The 17379-nt window shown below is 42.2% G+C and carries 17 protein-coding genes; 3 read left to right on the top strand and 14 right to left on the bottom strand.

What is annotated here, in order from left to right; translation table 11 throughout:
* Nucleotides 1-6: 6 nt before the first annotated feature.
* From AAFF35_RS06680 to AAFF35_RS06645, 8 genes are all read right to left on the bottom strand, one after another.
* A complete protein-coding gene (locus AAFF35_RS06680) occupies nucleotides 7-840 on the bottom strand; it encodes an AraC family transcriptional regulator (protein ID WP_342331628.1) in 834 nt (277 codons plus the stop codon).
* Between the two features lie 6 nt (nucleotides 841-846).
* Nucleotides 847-1818, bottom strand: a complete 972-nt coding sequence (locus AAFF35_RS06675; protein ID WP_342331627.1) for a DUF1080 domain-containing protein — start codon at nucleotides 1816-1818, stop codon at nucleotides 847-849.
* A gap of 65 nt (nucleotides 1819-1883) precedes the next feature.
* Entirely contained in the window at nucleotides 1884-2504 is a 621-nt protein-coding gene (locus AAFF35_RS06670) for a hypothetical protein (protein WP_342331626.1), read from the bottom strand.
* 74 nt (nucleotides 2505-2578) lie between these two features.
* The gene (locus AAFF35_RS06665) at nucleotides 2579-4918 is read right to left on the bottom strand and encodes a multicopper oxidase domain-containing protein (protein ID WP_342331625.1); all 2340 of its coding nucleotides are present in this window, start codon (nucleotides 4916-4918) and stop codon (nucleotides 2579-2581) included.
* Nucleotides 4919-4921: 3 nt separating this feature from the next.
* The gene (locus tag AAFF35_RS06660) at nucleotides 4922-5386 is read right to left on the bottom strand and encodes a heme-binding domain-containing protein (RefSeq protein ID WP_342331624.1); all 465 of its coding nucleotides are present in this window, start codon (nucleotides 5384-5386) and stop codon (nucleotides 4922-4924) included.
* A 9-nt stretch (nucleotides 5387-5395) separates the two neighbouring features.
* Nucleotides 5396-5971, bottom strand: coding sequence for a DUF3347 domain-containing protein (locus AAFF35_RS06655; RefSeq protein ID WP_342331623.1), 576 nt, complete (start codon nucleotides 5969-5971; stop codon nucleotides 5396-5398).
* A gap of 33 nt (nucleotides 5972-6004) precedes the next feature.
* Nucleotides 6005-6478: a DUF3347 domain-containing protein gene (locus tag AAFF35_RS06650; protein ID WP_342331622.1), complete on the bottom strand. Its 474-nt coding sequence runs from the start codon at nucleotides 6476-6478 to the stop codon at nucleotides 6005-6007.
* Between the two features lie 74 nt (nucleotides 6479-6552).
* Entirely contained in the window at nucleotides 6553-7008 is a 456-nt protein-coding gene (locus AAFF35_RS06645) for a hypothetical protein (RefSeq protein WP_342331621.1), read from the bottom strand.
* 185 nt (nucleotides 7009-7193) lie between these two features.
* On the opposite strand from AAFF35_RS06645, the gene AAFF35_RS06640 reads away from it, so the two are divergent.
* Together AAFF35_RS06640 and AAFF35_RS06635 are read left to right on the top strand one after the other, a co-directional pair.
* A complete protein-coding gene (locus tag AAFF35_RS06640; protein WP_342331620.1) occupies nucleotides 7194-8156 on the top strand; it encodes a 3',5'-cyclic-nucleotide phosphodiesterase in 963 nt (320 codons plus the stop codon).
* Nucleotides 8157-8211: 55 nt separating this feature from the next.
* On the top strand, nucleotides 8212-11487 hold the full coding sequence (locus AAFF35_RS06635; RefSeq protein ID WP_342331619.1) for a carboxypeptidase regulatory-like domain-containing protein: 3276 nt from the start codon (nucleotides 8212-8214) through the stop codon (nucleotides 11485-11487).
* A 75-nt stretch (nucleotides 11488-11562) separates the two neighbouring features.
* Here AAFF35_RS06635 and AAFF35_RS06630 read toward each other — a convergent pair whose 3' ends face one another.
* The 5 genes from AAFF35_RS06630 to AAFF35_RS06610 form a co-directional block, all read right to left on the bottom strand.
* Complete coding sequence (locus tag AAFF35_RS06630) at nucleotides 11563-12720, bottom strand: DUF3095 domain-containing protein (RefSeq protein WP_342331618.1); 1158 nt, start codon at nucleotides 12718-12720, stop codon at nucleotides 11563-11565.
* Nucleotides 12721-12765: 45 nt separating this feature from the next.
* Entirely contained in the window at nucleotides 12766-13524 is a 759-nt protein-coding gene (locus tag AAFF35_RS06625) for an SDR family oxidoreductase (RefSeq protein ID WP_342331616.1), read from the bottom strand.
* 74 nt (nucleotides 13525-13598) lie between these two features.
* Nucleotides 13599-13982 carry an AraC family transcriptional regulator gene (locus AAFF35_RS06620; RefSeq protein WP_342331615.1) on the bottom strand — a complete coding sequence of 128 codons (384 nt, stop codon included), beginning with the start codon at nucleotides 13980-13982 and terminating at the stop codon, nucleotides 13599-13601.
* Between the two features lie 141 nt (nucleotides 13983-14123).
* Nucleotides 14124-14765: a class I SAM-dependent methyltransferase gene (locus tag AAFF35_RS06615; RefSeq protein ID WP_342331614.1), complete on the bottom strand. Its 642-nt coding sequence runs from the start codon at nucleotides 14763-14765 to the stop codon at nucleotides 14124-14126.
* Nucleotides 14762-15676: a hypothetical protein gene (locus AAFF35_RS06610; protein WP_342331613.1), complete on the bottom strand. Its 915-nt coding sequence runs from the start codon at nucleotides 15674-15676 to the stop codon at nucleotides 14762-14764. Before AAFF35_RS06610 ends, AAFF35_RS06615 begins: the two co-directional genes overlap by 4 nt.
* 188 nt (nucleotides 15677-15864) lie before the next feature.
* On the opposite strand from AAFF35_RS06610, the gene AAFF35_RS06605 reads away from it, so the two are divergent.
* Nucleotides 15865-16656, top strand: coding sequence for a M12 family metallopeptidase (locus AAFF35_RS06605; protein ID WP_342331612.1), 792 nt, complete (start codon nucleotides 15865-15867; stop codon nucleotides 16654-16656).
* A gap of 89 nt (nucleotides 16657-16745) precedes the next feature.
* Here the strand turns inward: AAFF35_RS06605 and AAFF35_RS06600 are convergent, their stop codons facing one another.
* A complete protein-coding gene (locus AAFF35_RS06600) occupies nucleotides 16746-17333 on the bottom strand; it encodes a murein L,D-transpeptidase catalytic domain-containing protein (RefSeq protein WP_342331611.1) in 588 nt (195 codons plus the stop codon).
* Nucleotides 17334-17379: the final 46 nt, after the last annotated feature.

Genomic DNA, 17379 nt, shown 5'->3' with positions numbered 1-17379 from the left:
ATAAGATTAATTCAATACCGTCTCTTTATAAGACTTTGGAGATATGCGCGTGTGTTTCTTAAAGAAATTAGAAAAGTAAAAAGGATCGTTAAAACCTAAAGCATAGGCCACCTCTTTCACCGATAATTTTTCGTAAGTAAAGAGCCGTTTTGATTCAGAAACAATCAATCCAAAGATCACGTTCTGTGCTGTTTTATTGGTATGAAGTTTTGAAAGCTCGTTGAGCTTTGCTTCCGTGGTCCCGAGAAGCCCGGCAATATCATTCACCGACAAGTTGTTCTTAAAATTACTCAATACAGCTTCCAGAAAACGAAGGAATAAAGCATCAGGCTTATAGAGCTCATCACCCCGGTTAATTTTGGTACGGTTGACCTCAATCAGGATCAGCTCAATCCTGCTGTGTACTGAAATCAGGTATTGATAAGGTCTGGTTAAAATTTCCTGTTCAATTTCTTTCAGCAGCTTAACGATCATTGTGCCATTTTCTACTTTGATGGCTTCATTCATCGCAAAATGACAAAATAAACCATTGTGAAAGATAAGTTCCATATCATGGTCTCCCTTGATAAAGAAGTCGTAGGTAAATTCCAGGATAATGCCTTCTGCGCCATCCAGTGCTTTGAAATAATGGATTTGGCCGGAAGTAATCGTAATCACGGTGTTTTCAGAAAGTTCAAATTCGTTTTCATCGACCACTAATGTTGCCTTCCCGGACGTACAAAAAACCAAGACGTATTTTAGAATACGTCTTGGCTGCTGCAAATCAATCGCGGTATCAAAGTTGGTGACATCAATCATTTGACGGCTATAAATAGAAACCCTGGTCAGCAAGGCCTCCATAAATATCTATTTTGCTGGTGTGATCACAATTTTTCTGAATTCGATCGGTCCATGATCTCCCTGAATGTAGATCGGTCCTGCTTCTCCCTCATTGCTGTCCAGTGCACCGCCGGTAATCCCCGGAATCTCCTGATTGCTGATCACCGTTTTCCCGTTTGCTACGACCGTTACCAGTCGACCAACCAGGGTAATATCATAGCTCTGCCATTTGTCTGGTCCTAAAGCAGCAATTTCATTGGGCGGTAAGAAACCATATATCCCGCTAAACAATACGCTCGAAGGATGTGCATCTTTCGGACTGTCTTCGATTTGCGCTTCATAACGTCCTCTTAAATACACCCCGCTATTGCTGCCTTTCTGATACCTGAATTCTACATGTAGCTTAAAGTCGTTAAACTTCCGATCAGAAATCAGATTGGCACCAGACTGCGGACTGGTCAATACCCCATTTTTAACCAACCACTGATTTTTACCCAGTGCCTTCCAGCCTTTAAGGTCTTTTCCATTGAATAAGGTAATAGGTTTTGCCCAGGCGGTTACTTTTCTTTTTAATGCTGGTGCTTTTACACCTTTCCAGCTATATTTTTTCCCTTCACTACTCACCAGGGTACCATGAATTTCAGTTCCTGATACTTCTCCTTCAATCACTACATCCTGAGTTCCTTCCTCCCATTGTGGTGGAATGGCAAAACTGAACTTGCCTTTATCAAAATTTACTTTTGAAATGGGACGTGCACTGCCTGACGGGCCTACAAAATAACCAACCAGTGTACGGTAACCGGAAAGCTTAACCTCCAGCCAGGAAGGTACAGACTTTCCATTTTCGTCCATGGTAATGTCCCAGCGACCGATTAAGTCTTTTGCAGTTACTTCCTGCTTAACGTCAGCGGATGGAAAATGGTCTGCTGCAAATAGTGTATTTGCCGACCGAAATGTTAACAGGCTGCTTAGCCCCAATAAGAGAAACTTTTTATTCATATGTGGTTCGAATGATAATAATTAGGTATCGTAAGATAGGATTTATTCCGCAATTGCACTAACGGCTATTTCTTCATAAGCAGCCTCAAATCGTTCAGATTTTTCTTTAAGCCAATGATCAGCCCGGTCAATAATTCCACGGTATGGTCATCATGATTCAACAAGCGGAAACTTTCCTCATCCGGAAGGACAAAACGCTTTTTCAATACCAATGGAATCTTATAACTCTCTGCCGTTAAAGCGCAGGCATAGAAATACAAGCTCTCAATAAACTCAGCCAACGACCGTTCATAATAAAGCTTTAACTTTTTATAGCTTTTGGACCTTTTAAAAACGAGTATATACGGCCTGAAACGTAAAGCCTGTACGACCATTAAAGGATCTTCCAAATCTTCCACCTCATCAATGCCAAATCTCAAAGTCAATTCTTGTTTACAATGGATCAGTTTCAACTGGGCTTCAAGGCAGTTTTGGACAAAGGGATCTTCAATTTTTTCGAAGAAATCCAGCTCCTCGATGCTTTGTTCCCATGGATCATTGAAATCTTTAGCATAGGATTTCATAGATTTCTTAAACGTCAGGAAGTAGGTATATTCATAAAGGTCGGAATGCATCTGCGTAAGCAACACACCTAAACCTCTGATACACAGATTCGAATCATAAGGGTCATTTCTTGAAATTTTCATACTACCTCTATTTTCTTAATCACCCAAAAACGGGGATTCCGCTCGGTTTTAAACTTAAAAATAAAAAAGCAGACTTAATAACTTAATGTGATTCCTCCACCATAGCCCATATCGCTATCATAGTGTGTAGACAAAGAGAAATATTTGGTAACGATATACCGGAAACCAGTCATGTATTCTTTGTCCGTATTTGCAGAAAAACTGAACCTTAATCTATTCGTAATCGGCACATCTTCACGTTTCAATTGAAAGCGCAGCTTGCCCTTGCTGTCGACCCTTGCTTCAGCAACAATCAACATTGGCAAGGTATACTGAATACCGGCAGTAATTGCCTTTCTGTTCTTCTGATTGCTCAGCTGTCCAAACATATTCTTTTCCCTTTCATTTCTGACCGGGTTATAATGATAATCGAAACCTATAAAAGGAAACAGCCATTGCGTTTTACCCAAATACCTGCCGAAATAAGTTTCGCTTTCCATGCCATGGTGTGCTTTGAAGCCTAATCTCCATTCCGTAGAAAGACGGTAACGGGTATTGGATAACATCAACTGTCCGTCGCTTCCATTGCTTTCCAATCCGGCCATTCCCATCAGATGAAACTTCCTGTCGTCGCTGTTTAACATGCGTTGCGCATACTTAGGATTTGGAATTTCAGGATTTGGAGGGGAGTTTTCATAACTGAAGACCCTTCCCATCCCACTCATCATGTGGTAAAGAATGTGGCAGTGAAAAAACCAATCGCCACTTTCTGTAGCCGCAAATTCCAGGGTATCAGTTTCCATAGGCAGGATATCCAGCACATTTTTTAACGGCGCGTATGCTCCCTGTCCGTTTAATACCCTAAAATCATGTCCATGTAAATGCATCGGATGACGCATCATAGAGTTGTTATAGAGGATAATTTTCACATTCTCTCCTTTTTTTATCAGGATTCTATCTGATTCCGAAACGGTTTTATTATCCAGCGTCCAGACATAGCGGTCCATATTTCCGGTCAGCTCAAACTTTAACAGCCTTTCCGGTCCTTTTCTCAACGTGGTCTTCTCTGTAGCACGCAACATTCCGTAGTTTAGGGTTACAATTTCGGATTCGGCTCCCCCCATCTCCATCCCTTCCATATTGCCCATGGTTTTCTTATGATCCATGGTTTCCATATCATGGCCTTTCTTTTCCGCTTTCTTTTTGGTTTTTCCCGCTTCGGCTCCTGTAATCTCCGGATACATGACATTGTTCATGTCCATTTGCTGATTGCTCATTTCCATCCCTTCCATTGGCGCCATGCTTCCATCCATTTTCATCATGTCGTTCATCATCTTCATCCCTTCAAAATACTTCAGTTTACCTAAAGGTTTTGCCGGCATTTTCATCCCGCTCCCCAACCAGATGGAAGTCGAATTGGTCCGGTCTTCTGCGGTGGATAAAAACTCGTACTGCATATTTTCAGGAATGGTGACCACCACATCGTAGGTTTCAGAAGGAGCAATAATCAGGCGGTCTACTTCCACAGGTTCGACATCGTTGCCATCGTTTCCGACCACAGTAATCTTTCCACCGGAGTAACTGAGCCAAAAATAAGTAGAGGCTCCCCCGTTAACCATCCTCAGTCTGACCTTATCCCCTGCCTTAAACTGAGCATAACTAAGCGTTGGTTTCCCGTTGCTGAGAAACTTTTCATAATAGACATCACTCACATCCATGGCACTCATCCGCTTCCATTCGTTGGTCAGCTTGGTCTTAAAATGGCCCTTTTGTATCGCTTCAGCATAACTTTGAGTCGTTCCTTTTTTAATGGCAAACCAGTCGTTCGCCGTATGTAAAAACCGGTCTGCCTCCATTGGATTCATATCTGTCCAGTCGCTCAATACCACGGGAATGGTCGGAATCTCCGGTTCATTCACCTTATTAAAGATCAGTGCTCCATACATTCCGCTTTGCTCCTGCATTTCCGTATGACTATGGTACCAATAGGTACCGTTCTGGATGACCGGGAATTTATAAACAAAGGTCTCATGAGCTTTAATCGGCATTTGTGTCAGATAGGGAACCCCATCATAGCGGTTAGGCAAAAAGACACCATGCCAGTGGATTGAAGTCTCCATATGCATGAGGTTGTGTACATATACAACCGCAGTATCCCCCTCGGTAAAGGTCAATACCGGTCCGGGAATACGACCATTAATGGCAATTGCCTTTTTCTCCTTTCCAGAATAATTAACCGTCGTATCCTTGATGTACAAGTCGTAACGCACTGATTTCGGTTGCGTTTTTACTTTCAAACTGCTTTTCTCCAATACAACGGGCTTTCCTGTTTCCGCTTTTTTCGGTTGTTTGACTGGCATTTGATGCCCTTCATGTTGTGCAAGAACCATTTGCGAAAAGCCAAACAACAGTATCATGATTAATGTCCTTTTCATAGGTTATTTGTTTAATGAAATGCGGTCCCTTGTGCTGTTCAGCCAATCCATAACCAGGGCTTTATCGCGTAAAGACAACGTTGCATTTTTGTGAATGAGGGTATAAGAAGACAAAGGCATGCTGTTGTCTTCTATACTACCTGCAATAGATTTTAATTTACTTTTCTGCTTACGCAGGGAATAAGTTCCAAACTCGTTAAAATTCAATTCTCTTTTACCTTCCCGGATGTGATCTGCCAGCCACCAGCCCAGAGGCTGAATCTCTGCGTACCAGGGATAAGTTGTGCTGTTGCTATGACAATCATAACAAGCCCTTCTAAAAATCCCATGTACCTGCTCCGGCATTCCATAAAGGCTCTTTATATCAGCTTCAGGAGCCTGCCCGCGTTCATTGCGGACAGGCCTGATCAACTGAATAATTAGAAATAAAGCGAATAAGGTCAATAGCACCACCTTTGTCCTTTTCATGAATATTGTCTAATTAAGTTCTTCCTTCAGCGATCCACAGGTAGGCATTGACTTCCCTAGATATGGATTTTGGATCTCTTTTGTTTCACTGATCCAATTCGCTCCTTTTTTGTCATTATACATTGGACAATGGTCAAAATACAACTTCTGACCAGTTCCTACAGCCTTTGCCAGGTCATAGATATCCTGACTTAAACTTTCAAAATGTTCTCTTTGATGGTGAATATTCCCAACATTCTCTCCGATATGCTCCGCGTGTTCTTTAACACCGGCTTCTATGTCATTATAGATTTTAGCCTGCTCAGCGCTTAACGCTGTTTTATCAAATGCAGCCATGGCTTTCGTCATTACATTTCCAGCCTCCGCTGCCGCTTTATCATCATCTGCCACCAATGCATTTTTCAGCTGCAGGTAGCCATTGATGATTCCGTCTGCCGGAGCAGGTTTTGTTTTTTCTGATGAGATGACGGATGCAGTGCTATCGGTATGTTGTGTAGCTTCAGATGGACTGGTCGTAGAACTGCTGTTGCTGCATGCAGCAAGAAATAAAGTAGAAAGCAGCGTACTAAAGATGAATAGTTTCATTTTATTAGATTAAGATAAGTTAATTTTTTAAGATTATTTAAGTGTTTCCGCTACTTTGCCGCAAGTCAGCATGGCGCTTCCGTAGTAAGGGTTTTTGATCGCCGATTCCTTACTGAGCCAATTGACCTTTTTCATCGGGCAATAGATCTTGTAAATCGGATCAGTGCTCAGCTTCACAGACTTTGCGAGTGCAAACATATGCTCGGAGAAATCCGCAAGATAAACCCGCTGTTCTTTCAAATCTTTTGTCGAAGAAATTGCCGCAGCATCTTTAAGAAGTACTTTACGATCAGCCTCAGGAAGGTCTTTTGACGCTAAGGCTGATTTTGAAAACGCTTCGGCCGCACCGGCTGCCAGCGTAGGATTACCCTTTACCAGGGCATCTTTGATCTGATAATATAAATCGAGTAACTGACCCGGTTTTGAGTCATTGTTATGGTCCTGTGCAAAACCATTTTGCACAGAGAAGGTTGCTACGAAAGCAACGATAAGAAATATCTTTTTCATTTTGATTGATTTGATGTTAAAAAGCAAATGGGATTAGCGCAGTGCTAACCGGAAAACGCTGTTAAAACATCATCTCAAATCTGAAAACTTTGCAGGGCAATCCTGATGTCAGGAATGGGGGGATGGTCATCCCGAACAAAATATTTGGGACGAAGGGTGTACAATGAAGACACCGAAGCCTCCAAAAGGACGTAATTGGGATAAATAAGGGTATAAAATGGCTGATAAGTACTGAACTCCAAAACCGGAGGACTCAGCTTATCGGTCTTTTCAATTTTTTGAACCTGATCTGTACAGCAGTCCTCGGTTGTTTTCTTTGAGGAATGATCGTGATCTCCTTTTACGGCATGATGATCATCTTCGCCTTGATGATGATGATGAGCTGCCTTCGATTCCTTAACCTCATGATGATGGGCTTTAACAGCTCCCATTCCCAGGCCTACACAACAGGCAAAACCAACCACCGTATTCAAAAGGAATACGATCAGCAGGAAAACTGCCTTTCGCGATATGCCAGAGTTTCTGTTCATCAGACACAAAGTTAATTCAGTTATGCTACAACAATTTATATAATTCTGTGAAAATTTTATAAGATACGGTCAGTACAAAAAGGCTGACAAACAAGCGCTTATTGAAAACGTTGAAATTCCTTTTTCAGGACCTGGGAATTACCGCTTTCTGAGCGGTATCTTTGCTCCGGTTAACACCATTGATTATGCTAAAAAGAATCTCCTGTATTTTATCATTCGTACTCCTTAGCGGACTAAGTTCCTTCGCACAGCAAACGAATACTTCCTTTAAAATTGTCCCTCTTGGCGTTAAAGGTGGCGATGATGAAAGCAATCTTTCTGCTTACCTCCTTGCCCCTCTTCAGAGCGACAACTATATCGCACTTGATGCGGGAACCATTCATGCAGGCATTCAAAAAGCAATTCAACGTGGCATCTTTAAAGGCTCCACTCAGGAAGTCCTGAAAAAACAGGTAAAAGGCTATTTAATATCCCATGCCCATCTGGATCACCTGGCCGGCCTGATCATCAATTCTCCGGCAGATAGTTCCAAAAATATCTATTCGATGCCAAAAGTTTTAAACATCATCAGGGATAAATACTTTACCTGGGATGCCTGGGCAAACTTTGCGAATGACGGAGAAAAACCTCAATTGAAAAAATATACTTATACCCCACTCGAAGAAGATAAATCTCAGGCTTTGGAAGGAACAGAGATGACAGTTCAGGCCTATACTTTGAGCCATGGTAACCCCTATCAAAGCACCGCTTTTCTCGTTAAAACCAATGAAAGTTATGTTTTGTATTTGGGAGATACCGGAGCGGACGAGATCGAAAAGTCAGACCGCTTAAAGAAATTATGGCAAAAAGTGGCACCATTGGTAAATTCAGGCCAATTAAAGGCGATATTCTTAGAAGTCTCCTTTCCGAATGAGCAACCCGAAAATCAACTCTTTGGGCACCTGACTCCAAAGCTCTTTTTTAAAGAACTTCAGCAATTACAACAACTAACTGAAGCCGCAGCTTTCAGGAAACTCTCCTTTATCATCACCCATCGGAAACCGCCAATTTATAAAGAAGAAAGAATCAAAAAACAACTCAAGGCAGCAAACGACTTAAATTTAAAGTTAATTTTCCCACAACAAGGACGGATGTTAATAATAAATTAACATCAAGCTACCATAAAGACTGCTTTCAAGAAGTAATTTTGCAGAAAAAAACTTCATGAAAAAACATCTATTCCTTTTTCTCTTTACTACGTTTTTGATGCTGAGCGGACAATTGGTCCGGGCACAAAATGAGACTACCGCTTCCATCAATGGTTTGGTTGCAGATGCAGGAGGCCCGATTGCCGGTGCATCTGTAATTGCAGTTCACGAGCCATCAGGAACCAGATATGCTACATCAACACGGTCAGATGGCCGATACAATATTCCAGCAATGCGAATTGGCGGTCCTTATTCGATCACTGTTTCCTTTGTGGGTTATAAAAGCAATACCGACCGCGTAGAAAAACTGGCCCTGAGTCAGAATGCAACCTTAAATGTGAAGCTGAGCGAAGACGCCAATAACCTGTCGGAAGTTACGGTGACCGCTACTCAGAGTAAGGTATTTAATTCTGGCAGAACAGGTGCCGCACAAAATATTTCCAGAACCGCAATTCAGAACCTACCGACGTTAAACAGGAGTTTTACAGATTTTGTAAAGCTTACTCCTCAGTTTTCAGTTCAGTTTGGAAGTCCGAGCTTTGCCGGAAGAAGCAATGTGGGTAATAATTTCACAGTAGATGGAGCCTTGTTTAACAATGCTTTTGGTTTACAGGGAACAATTGGTAGTCAGACCGGTTCTCAACCCATTAATATGGATGCATTTGAAGAGATCAATGTAAACATCGCCCCTTACGACATCCGTCAAAGTGGCTTCACCGGAGCTGCGATCAATGCAGTAACGAAAAGTGGAACGAACGAATTTCAGGGAACACTAAACAGCTACTTCAGAAACCAGGACCTGGTTAGTGATTATAACTATGCAGGTTTAAAAGCACCAGTAACAAATTTCAGCCTGAAAGGCTATGGATTGACCTTAGGAGGTCCGATCATCAAAAATAAATTGTTCTTCTTCTTAAGTGGCGAGCTGGAAAGACGTACCGATCCGGGAACCGGTTTCGTCGCGTCCCGTGGTAACACAGGCCCGAATGTTTCTCAGGTTAAAGCGGAAGACTTAGATGCATTGAGCGGTTATTTGCAAGGATTGGGCTATAATCCTGGTCCTTATGAAAACTATGCACTGAATACCAGAAGTGATAAATTATCAGCCAAGGTCGACTACAACATTGACGATAAGAACACATTAAGTTTAAAATACTTCTATTTCAGATCTTACAAAGACATCCTGCCAAGTAACAGTGGTGCACCTGCCAACAACCGTCAGCCTTCCAGACAAGGGCTTCCTTTTCAGTCTGCCGGCTATGGGATCAACAACAACATGGACAACCTGAACCTGGAGTTCAGAACCCGCTTCAGCAACAAGATCTCCAATCAGCTGACTGTCGGATTTAACAACATGAACGATTTCAGGGAGTCTAAAGGTGGTAAACCATTCCCATTGGTAGACATCATGAACTCTGATGGAACCTCCTCTACGGCTTTTGGTTACGAGCCATTCACGGCTTTCAACACCCTAAAAACAAAAGTATATCAGGTAACAGATAACTTAAATATTTATGCCGGACGCCATGAAATCACAGTAGGTCTTAATTACGAAGGATACAGAACCTTAAATGGCTTTGCTCCTAATTATTATGGAGCTTATTCTTTTAAAAGCCTGGATGATTTTTACAACAGTGCAAAAAATGGGTTATCTAATGCCGCCAATTACAGCATTCAATATTCTGTCCTTCCCGATGGTTCTTTTCCTTATGCCAAAACGCAATCTAACACCTATGGTTTATACGTGCAGGACGCTTTTACCATCAGTGATCAGTTTAAGCTAACCGCAGGATTACGTGCCGACTTAAACGACATCTCTTCTTCATCAGGTTTAAGAAACGAGAATGTAGAAAAACTAAGCTTTGTAAACGGAGAAAAGATCGACGTCAGCAGATTCCCAAAAGCCTCGATATTATGGTCGCCAAGGCTGGGCTTTAACTGGAATGTAAATAATGAAGGCAAAACACAGGTTCGTGGTGGAACAGGGCTATTCACCGGACGCCCTCCATTGGTATGGATCTCCAATCAAGCCAGCAATAATGGCGTTCAGTTTGGATCAGAAAACACCGCAAATCCGACAAACCGTCCATTTACCCCGGATGTTGATGCATACAGGAATGTAAACAAATCTACTGCAGCGAACAATACCGCTTACAGCCTTGCAGTTACCCAACCAAATTTCAAATTTATGCAGGTATGGCGCTCCAACCTGGCAATAGATCAGAAACTTCCCGGAGGTCTGAACGGAACAATTGAAGCCTTATATTCAAAAGATATCAATTCTGTTTATTTCAGAAACGTGAACCTGAATACCAACGATTCATCTCCATTGCCAGGTGCAGATAACCGTCCGGTATACAAAAGCTCCAGAATCTATGGCCCAGACGCGCCAACTCCTGCGAAACCAAACATTTCTGAGGCTATTGTGATGACAAATACGGATAAAGGCTACAGTCTTTCCTTAACCGGAACACTCTCTAAAGAATTCAAAGGAGGATTTTTCGCAACTGCGGGCTATACCTATACAGATTCCCGTTCCGTAAATGATGGTGGTACAATTGCTCAATCCATGTGGAGAGACAGACAGGTTTCAGGAGATCCCAATTCCGAAGCCATGTCTTACTCTACCTATATGGTTAAAAGCCGCTTCATCGCTTCTTTAGTTTACAGAAAAGAATACATCAACCACCTGGGAACAACCATCTCCATGTTCTATCAGTTACAGGATGGTTTCAGGTACTCCTACACGTATGCCAACGACCTAAACAATGATGGGCTGAAAGGCAATGACCTGATTTATGTACCGAGAGACAAATCGGAAATTTTATTAGTGGCTGAAAATACCGGCAAAACGCCAGACTTGCGTACACCAGATCAAATCTGGTCACAATTGGACAGCTACATTAGCCAGGACAATTATTTAAATAAAAGAAGAGGAAAATATGCCGAAAGAAACGGACTTGTAGGAAATATGGTAGGCACATTAGACCTGCGTATTGCACAGGATTTATTTACCAGTTTCAGCAACAAAAAACACGCTTTGCAGTTCACATTTGATGTTTTCAATTTCGGAAACCTGATCAACAAAACATGGGGTGTTCCTAAATTTGCGAACAGGGCGAATGGATTGCTAAGCTATAAAGGCATAGATCCTGGCACTAAAAAACCAACCTTCTCTTTCCCTTACATAGATGCAACGAGCGCTTCACCAATGGTGAATTCTTTCTCTAACAGCATCGATGAAACCGCAAGATGGAGAATGCAGTTCGGTATTAAATACCGCTTTAACTAATAAAAGACACCAAAAAACAGAAAAGGTGATGTAGGATAATATCCTGCGTCACCTTTCCTGTTTGGCAGTAAATCTTTAGATCTTATGAATGAGTTTTGCTTTCAACTGACGCGCGGCCTGTGTATAACCTCCCTCCGATCCGTCTACAAAATGAATATGCCCGTCTTTCAGGTCCCGGACATAACAGGACATCACCGAATCTCCGCTAACATGCACACCATAGACCAGCTCTCCTGCCTGCTCCAGTTCATCAAAAACCTTCAGCAACTGAAAACGTTCAGCTTGATTACCGGAAATCACAGTATTTATTCTCCCATCCATGACCAATGTATCTGACATTTCCACCAGGCGGTTCAGGTAATTCTTCCCGCTTGCCGTTTGAAAATAAATATAACCATACAGGTTGATCAACCAGCTCTTCAGGAGTTCAAAAAAACGAATCTTTCCGATCCTGGCGCGCATCTCCACACTCAACCGGTCGAAGCTGGATTTCAGTTTAAGCTTAGCTACCGAAATGGGTTGCCTTTTTTGAGGAGGCCCGTAAATCTCGTCAATGTGCCGGATCACTTTGCTAAAGACCAATGCCGGGGAAACAGTACCTACAGCCATAACCAGCAGGGTTACAATTTCCTGGCTGTGCTCCGGCGGATCAATTTTATCCCAGCGACATTGCATTCCGCTGAGGTCCAGCTCTCCTGCAGGCGCCAGTTCAGAGGCAAAAAGATAGTCTTCTGCTTTGATCAATTGCTCTGCAAAGCTTAAACCTTTCCCCAGTATAACAGGAATGGAGAAAGCATCAGAAAGGCTGAATTTGCTGATGTTCAGCTCATGGCCTTCCTGATAAATTTCCTGCACCGGCACCACGCCGACACGCAATTCAAGGTTAAAGTTCTCCGAAGTATTGAGCTGATATAACAACAAACCTTGCATGGCTTGATCTACAATAGATGGAGGAACGATAAATGTGGCCCCATCTCCCCCAAAAAAGAATGGAACCGTGATGCCTGCCCTGAAAGCTAAATTCAACACCGTCACAATGCTTCCTGTAGCGATCAGATTTACCGTTTCATGAAGACCAGACTGCACCGCCTGGGTTGATCCTTTAATGTCCGTGATGATCACATGCCAGTTCGCCGGAACGGGATGGAACAAGGAAGCTTTTACCAAAAGATCAGCAAGTGCCATTCGATTGGCAGGCAAGTCATTATAAAAATGATCCGTAAGTTGAGGCATCCATAAAAATAACCATCCTCTTTGTAATTACGATATTTATTTATCCTATCTGGTGGTATAACCTCCATTTGCAAAAATGGTCTGTCCGGTGATCCACCAGCCATCCGTTACCAAAAACTCCACCAATGGAGCAATGTCTTTGATGTTTGTTAAACCGCCCAAAGCAGAGGCCGATTGATGATAAGCTACCGCCTCCGGAGATTCCTGTCCATAAAAGAATGGCGTATCCATAGGTCCCGGAGCAACGGCCGTAACTGAAATCCCACGTCCCCCGAATTCTTTGGAAGCCGCACGGGTAAAATGTTCTACCGGTGCTTTCGCTCCCGCATAGGTGGAATATAAGCCGGTATAAGCAGCAAGTAATGAAGTCACAATGGTACAAATTCTGCCATGATCATTTATTTTCTTCCCCGCTTCCTGAAGGAAGAAATAAGCAGATTTGGAATTTACGCCAAACATGGTGTCATATTCAGCTTCCGTGGTTTCAGCAAAGGGCTTTTTAAGCACCATCCCTACCGTATTTATGGCGATATCAATCCCGCCAAACCTCGCAATGGCCGCATCAAAAAGCAGGGTTACATTGGCAGGAACCGTCAGATCACCTTGTATTATCATCGCTTCGGCACCTATGGCCTCTATTTCCGAAAGTGTTTTTTCGGCATCCGCTTTTGTACTGTCGCTATTGTAATGGACCACCACCTTCGCTCCTTTTTTAGCAAAATCAAGGCTCAGTAAGCCACCCAGGTTTTTAGCACCTCCGGCAATCAGTACCACTTTTTCTTTTAAATCTTTTCCAGACATCATGTTTCTTTTTAAGTTAAGACTGAGGTAAAGGTCTGGAGAAGAAAGTGCTACATTATGGTGAACTTTTCGGTTTTTTAGAAACCTTGTTTTTTTCTGAATTGTCCTGGTGTCTCTCCGGAGTACTTTTTAAAAAACTTGGAGAAATTGGAAGGATCGTAGGTTAAGCGTCTGGCAATCTCGGCTACGGGTAAGCTCGTCTCTTTAAGCAAGCGCCGGGCAACTGCTAAAATTTTAGAGTCGTAAAAATGACAGGGATGATTGCCGCTGCTTTGCTGAATCACAGCGATCAGGTGCTGATGAGAAACACAAAGTTCCCTGGAGATTTCACTTAACTCCAGCATCTCTGTAGCTTTACCTTCAACCAGTTCAGACAGGTGTTTATCCAGAAAGGCAAAATAGGCAGTTGTCAGTTCCTCTACCCTGGAGGATGGTTTCTTCAAACCCAGGCGATCGGTCATAGGTTAAGTTCTTTATAATCTCTCTTTATTTTATTTTTATACTGGGCTCCCCAATTGATCTTTTCCCTGAGTTCTGGCCCCAAGGGATAACGTGTTTTCTTCTAAATATGTTGTTGGACGGCTCCCAAAAAAACACAACGTTTAAACGAGTTTATTCTCTTTAAGATAAACCAAGCCATGAATGAAACCTCCGTAGTATAACTTATTGTCGATTACCCTGTAATTCGCCTGTTTAAAATAAGGTTCCATATCAATCAGTTCCGATGCCTCCACAATCCTGATGAGCTTAAAGAAAACATACATCACCTGAAGGAATATAGATTTCCACCATTTCCCACTCCCCCCATTCAAACTAAAATCTACAAAAAGCCAATGTCCTTTTTCTTCCAGCAAGTCATCCAGCTTTTCAAAAATCAGCCAGGCCCTGCGCTCAGAAAAGTTATCAAACAAAAACGGACTGGAAATCACGTCAAAACTTAAAGAAGAAGAAAAGTCTTCTATCCCCATGTTGACAAATTCAACGGTGTTCGCTCCTATATTTCTGACTTTAGAAAGCGCGATCATCTTTGCGGATATCTCCACATAAACGATATGCAGGCCAGCAGGATGAACTTTTGCAAGTTCTTCCAAAATCCAGCCCGTTCCTCCACCAACAATTAACACCCTGCTATTTTCGGGAATGTACTTCAGTTGATTAATCTGGGCATTTACCTGAGATTTAAAAAACACCAGACGACTCAGTCTGTCGTAATATCTGGCTATTTTATCGTAGTTATTGATCATAAGACCATGAATTGCATGGCAATGATGCCACAAACCGCTTTAAACAAAATCAATCCGTCAATAACCATCAGATAATATAAGATGTTTTTCCTTCTGCGCATGGAATAGGCGATATAAATCGTCAGGAGAAAAGGGAGTATATTCAATAAGGTCGGGATAGGTCCAAATCCTTTATACCCGGCAAATATAAAAAGGGAGACCATACCAATGATCAGCAAGGGAATCAGGATATAAAATATGGTTCGCCTTAAACCAAAACTGACGACAAATGTTTTGAGGTGTTTATTGGCATCCGTAGGATAATCCTTGATGTCGAATAAGATCGCGTTCACCGTGCAGAACATCCAGTTCTTGATGAACAGCCAGGTCCATAACAGTGGATCGTGATAACCGATCCCGGTTTCTATTTTGAGCATAATCAGCGGCAGAACATTTGCACAACAAGCCCATACAAAGCCAATTACAAAAGCTTTTAACCATCCGGTATTCCGTAAGTTGAAGTTCAGGAAAGACCTGGGCAAAAGCCGGTAATACAATCCTCCTGCGAGGATAATCACTACAATAGCGATCCAATAATTAAAGGGCAGATCCAAAATATTATTGTAGTTTACATAGAGCAGCCGGAAAGCCAAAGCCATACATAAACTAAAAAGAATCCCCTGACTCCAGCTGATAAAAATCCGATGTTTCGCGTACCACAGACTGCGTGGATTATTCGGAGCAGGCTGAGCCGAGATCTTGTGATAGGCGTAGGTATAATAAATGGTCGGGGCCAAAAACAGCAGTAAATAATAATTCAGGGAATTATAGGGAAGCCGGAGCTGCTGAGTCGCTTCTACGGTAAGCGCAACCGCAAGCAATCCTACAAAGTAATTCCCAAAAAAAACGAACCTGACGATTTTGTTGCCCATTAATAATTTAATCACAAAGCGATGTGCAGGCCAATTTCGGATATAAAATGAATATTCTTACTATAAACCACCGGTTTATTGATATCAAATATTTGATGTTGTTGACAAAAAAATATCAGTCATCCCATAATGTATCAAAAAAATTACCATACCTTGGGATTAGTATCTACCGAGAAACTAACCATTTTATGAAAATTACAAAAAACCTATTGTTCATTGCAGTTACGCTTTTAATCATGGCAGGCTGTAAAAAAAACACTGACAATTCATCCCAGGAAGAAGCACCTGTTTCAAAATCAGCATCCACTGCCCCGTTCTCTTGTGAAATGAAGGTCGATTCACCTGATGGTAAAACACCAGGTACAGAGTCGAACGGACCGGCCAATAAAATATGGCCAAATGGAAGTACCATCAAAGTTAGGTTTAGCGGAGGAAGTACTTATGTAAGATCTAAAGTTCAGCAGTATGCTAAAAGCTGGGAAACTTATGCCAACCTTACCTTTCAGTTTGTAGCAGACAATGCCGCAGCAGACATTAAGGTTGCTTTTGATGCAGGAGGATCCTGGTCTTACATCGGAATAGACACCAAAAACAAAACCGTTTCTATGAACTATGGCTGGTTCAATGACAATACCAGCGATACAGAATTCAGAAGGACAGTAACCCATGAATTTGGTCATGCTTTAGGCTTGAACCACGAACAATCGCATCCTGATGCCAATATTCCATGGAATACTCAAGCCGTTTATAATTACTACATGGGTGCGCCAAATTATTGGACAAAAGCACAGGTAGATTATAATGTGCTTGCTGTTTCTTCGAGAACCGGATTGTACTATTCCGCTTACGATAAAGCTTCGATCATGCACTACCCTGTTCAGGCTCAGTTTACAACGAACAATGTAACCATTGCCGCTAACAACACTACGATTTCAGCAAACGACGCATTATACATGACCAGCATTTATCCTGGCAGATAATCATCGTTAAACGCGCGCTCATAACTCATCCTAAAAATTCATTCGGGCAGATACTGAACCTTCGGAAGCAATGCTTCTGAAGGTTTTTTTTATCCATTGTAAATCCAGAGCAACACAGGTTTATTCTTTTTCTTTAACAGCCGATCAACCTTGCGCATCACATCATCTGCCAGGACCGGACATCCTGCACTTTGTCCAAATAAAGTGTTTGGATAAATCTCATGGTTCTGAACGGGTGAATAGGAATGCAACACGATGATCCGAGCATAAGCATTATCATTGCTTTTTTCCAGGCCATGCATCTTATAGTTGATGTGGATTCCCCAATTGCTATAACCGCGTTTCCCAATCCTGTATTTCCCCAACGCTGTGCAATTGCTTCCAATCGTGTTGCTAAATACCGGTTTATTCGCCGTACTTCCCCCGCCCACTCCATGTGCACAAAGACCGGTGATCAGCACTTCCTTTTTCTTAAAATCCCATACAAATATTCGGTTTTTACCGGAATGGATCCTCATGTCGACCAGAATACAGATCGAAGCATCCATATTTTTCTTTTTGACAAAAGCTTCCGCTTCTGCTATTGGCAGCTTTGTACTAAAGCCGGACTCTTGCGCGGAACCAGAAAAACAAAACAGGAGGCAAAAGCAGGTCAGGAGCAATATTTTACGCGTCATAAGTCTACAGGAAATACCTATAACGGCTATACCTGTTTTTAATTGT

Source organism: Pedobacter sp. FW305-3-2-15-E-R2A2, assembly GCF_038446955.1.
Taxonomy (GTDB): Bacteria; Bacteroidota; Bacteroidia; order Sphingobacteriales; family Sphingobacteriaceae; genus Pedobacter.
Note: the sequence above shows the minus strand (reverse complement) of the source record. Positions and strands in the feature narration are given on the sequence as shown.

Coding starts and splice junctions, on each gene's coding strand:
- AAFF35_RS06655 (WP_342331623.1), bottom strand. CDS start 5,971: ATGAAACTATTCATCTTTAGTACGCTGCTTTCTACTTTATTTCTTGCT.
- AAFF35_RS06600 (WP_342331611.1), bottom strand. CDS start 17,333: ATGACGCGTAAAATATTGCTCCTGACCTGCTTTTGCCTCCTGTTTTGT.
- AAFF35_RS06675 (WP_342331627.1), bottom strand. CDS start 1,818: ATGAATAAAAAGTTTCTCTTATTGGGGCTAAGCAGCCTGTTAACATTT.
- AAFF35_RS06660 (WP_342331624.1), bottom strand. CDS start 5,386: ATGAAAAGGACAAAGGTGGTGCTATTGACCTTATTCGCTTTATTTCTA.
- AAFF35_RS06625 (WP_342331616.1), bottom strand. CDS start 13,524: ATGATGTCTGGAAAAGATTTAAAAGAAAAAGTGGTACTGATTGCCGGA.
- AAFF35_RS06650 (WP_342331622.1), bottom strand. CDS start 6,478: ATGAAAAAGATATTTCTTATCGTTGCTTTCGTAGCAACCTTCTCTGTG.
- AAFF35_RS06645 (WP_342331621.1), bottom strand. CDS start 7,008: ATGAACAGAAACTCTGGCATATCGCGAAAGGCAGTTTTCCTGCTGATC.
- AAFF35_RS06620 (WP_342331615.1), bottom strand. CDS start 13,982: ATGACCGATCGCCTGGGTTTGAAGAAACCATCCTCCAGGGTAGAGGAA.
- AAFF35_RS06635 (WP_342331619.1), top strand. CDS start 8,212: ATGAAAAAACATCTATTCCTTTTTCTCTTTACTACGTTTTTGATGCTG.
- AAFF35_RS06640 (WP_342331620.1), top strand. CDS start 7,194: ATGCTAAAAAGAATCTCCTGTATTTTATCATTCGTACTCCTTAGCGGA.
- AAFF35_RS06630 (WP_342331618.1), bottom strand. CDS start 12,720: ATGCCTCAACTTACGGATCATTTTTATAATGACTTGCCTGCCAATCGA.
- AAFF35_RS06670 (WP_342331626.1), bottom strand. CDS start 2,504: ATGAAAATTTCAAGAAATGACCCTTATGATTCGAATCTGTGTATCAGA.
- AAFF35_RS06610 (WP_342331613.1), bottom strand. CDS start 15,676: ATGGGCAACAAAATCGTCAGGTTCGTTTTTTTTGGGAATTACTTTGTA.
- AAFF35_RS06615 (WP_342331614.1), bottom strand. CDS start 14,765: ATGATCAATAACTACGATAAAATAGCCAGATATTACGACAGACTGAGT.
- AAFF35_RS06680 (WP_342331628.1), bottom strand. CDS start 840: ATGGAGGCCTTGCTGACCAGGGTTTCTATTTATAGCCGTCAAATGATT.
- AAFF35_RS06605 (WP_342331612.1), top strand. CDS start 15,865: ATGAAAATTACAAAAAACCTATTGTTCATTGCAGTTACGCTTTTAATC.
- AAFF35_RS06665 (WP_342331625.1), bottom strand. CDS start 4,918: ATGAAAAGGACATTAATCATGATACTGTTGTTTGGCTTTTCGCAAATG.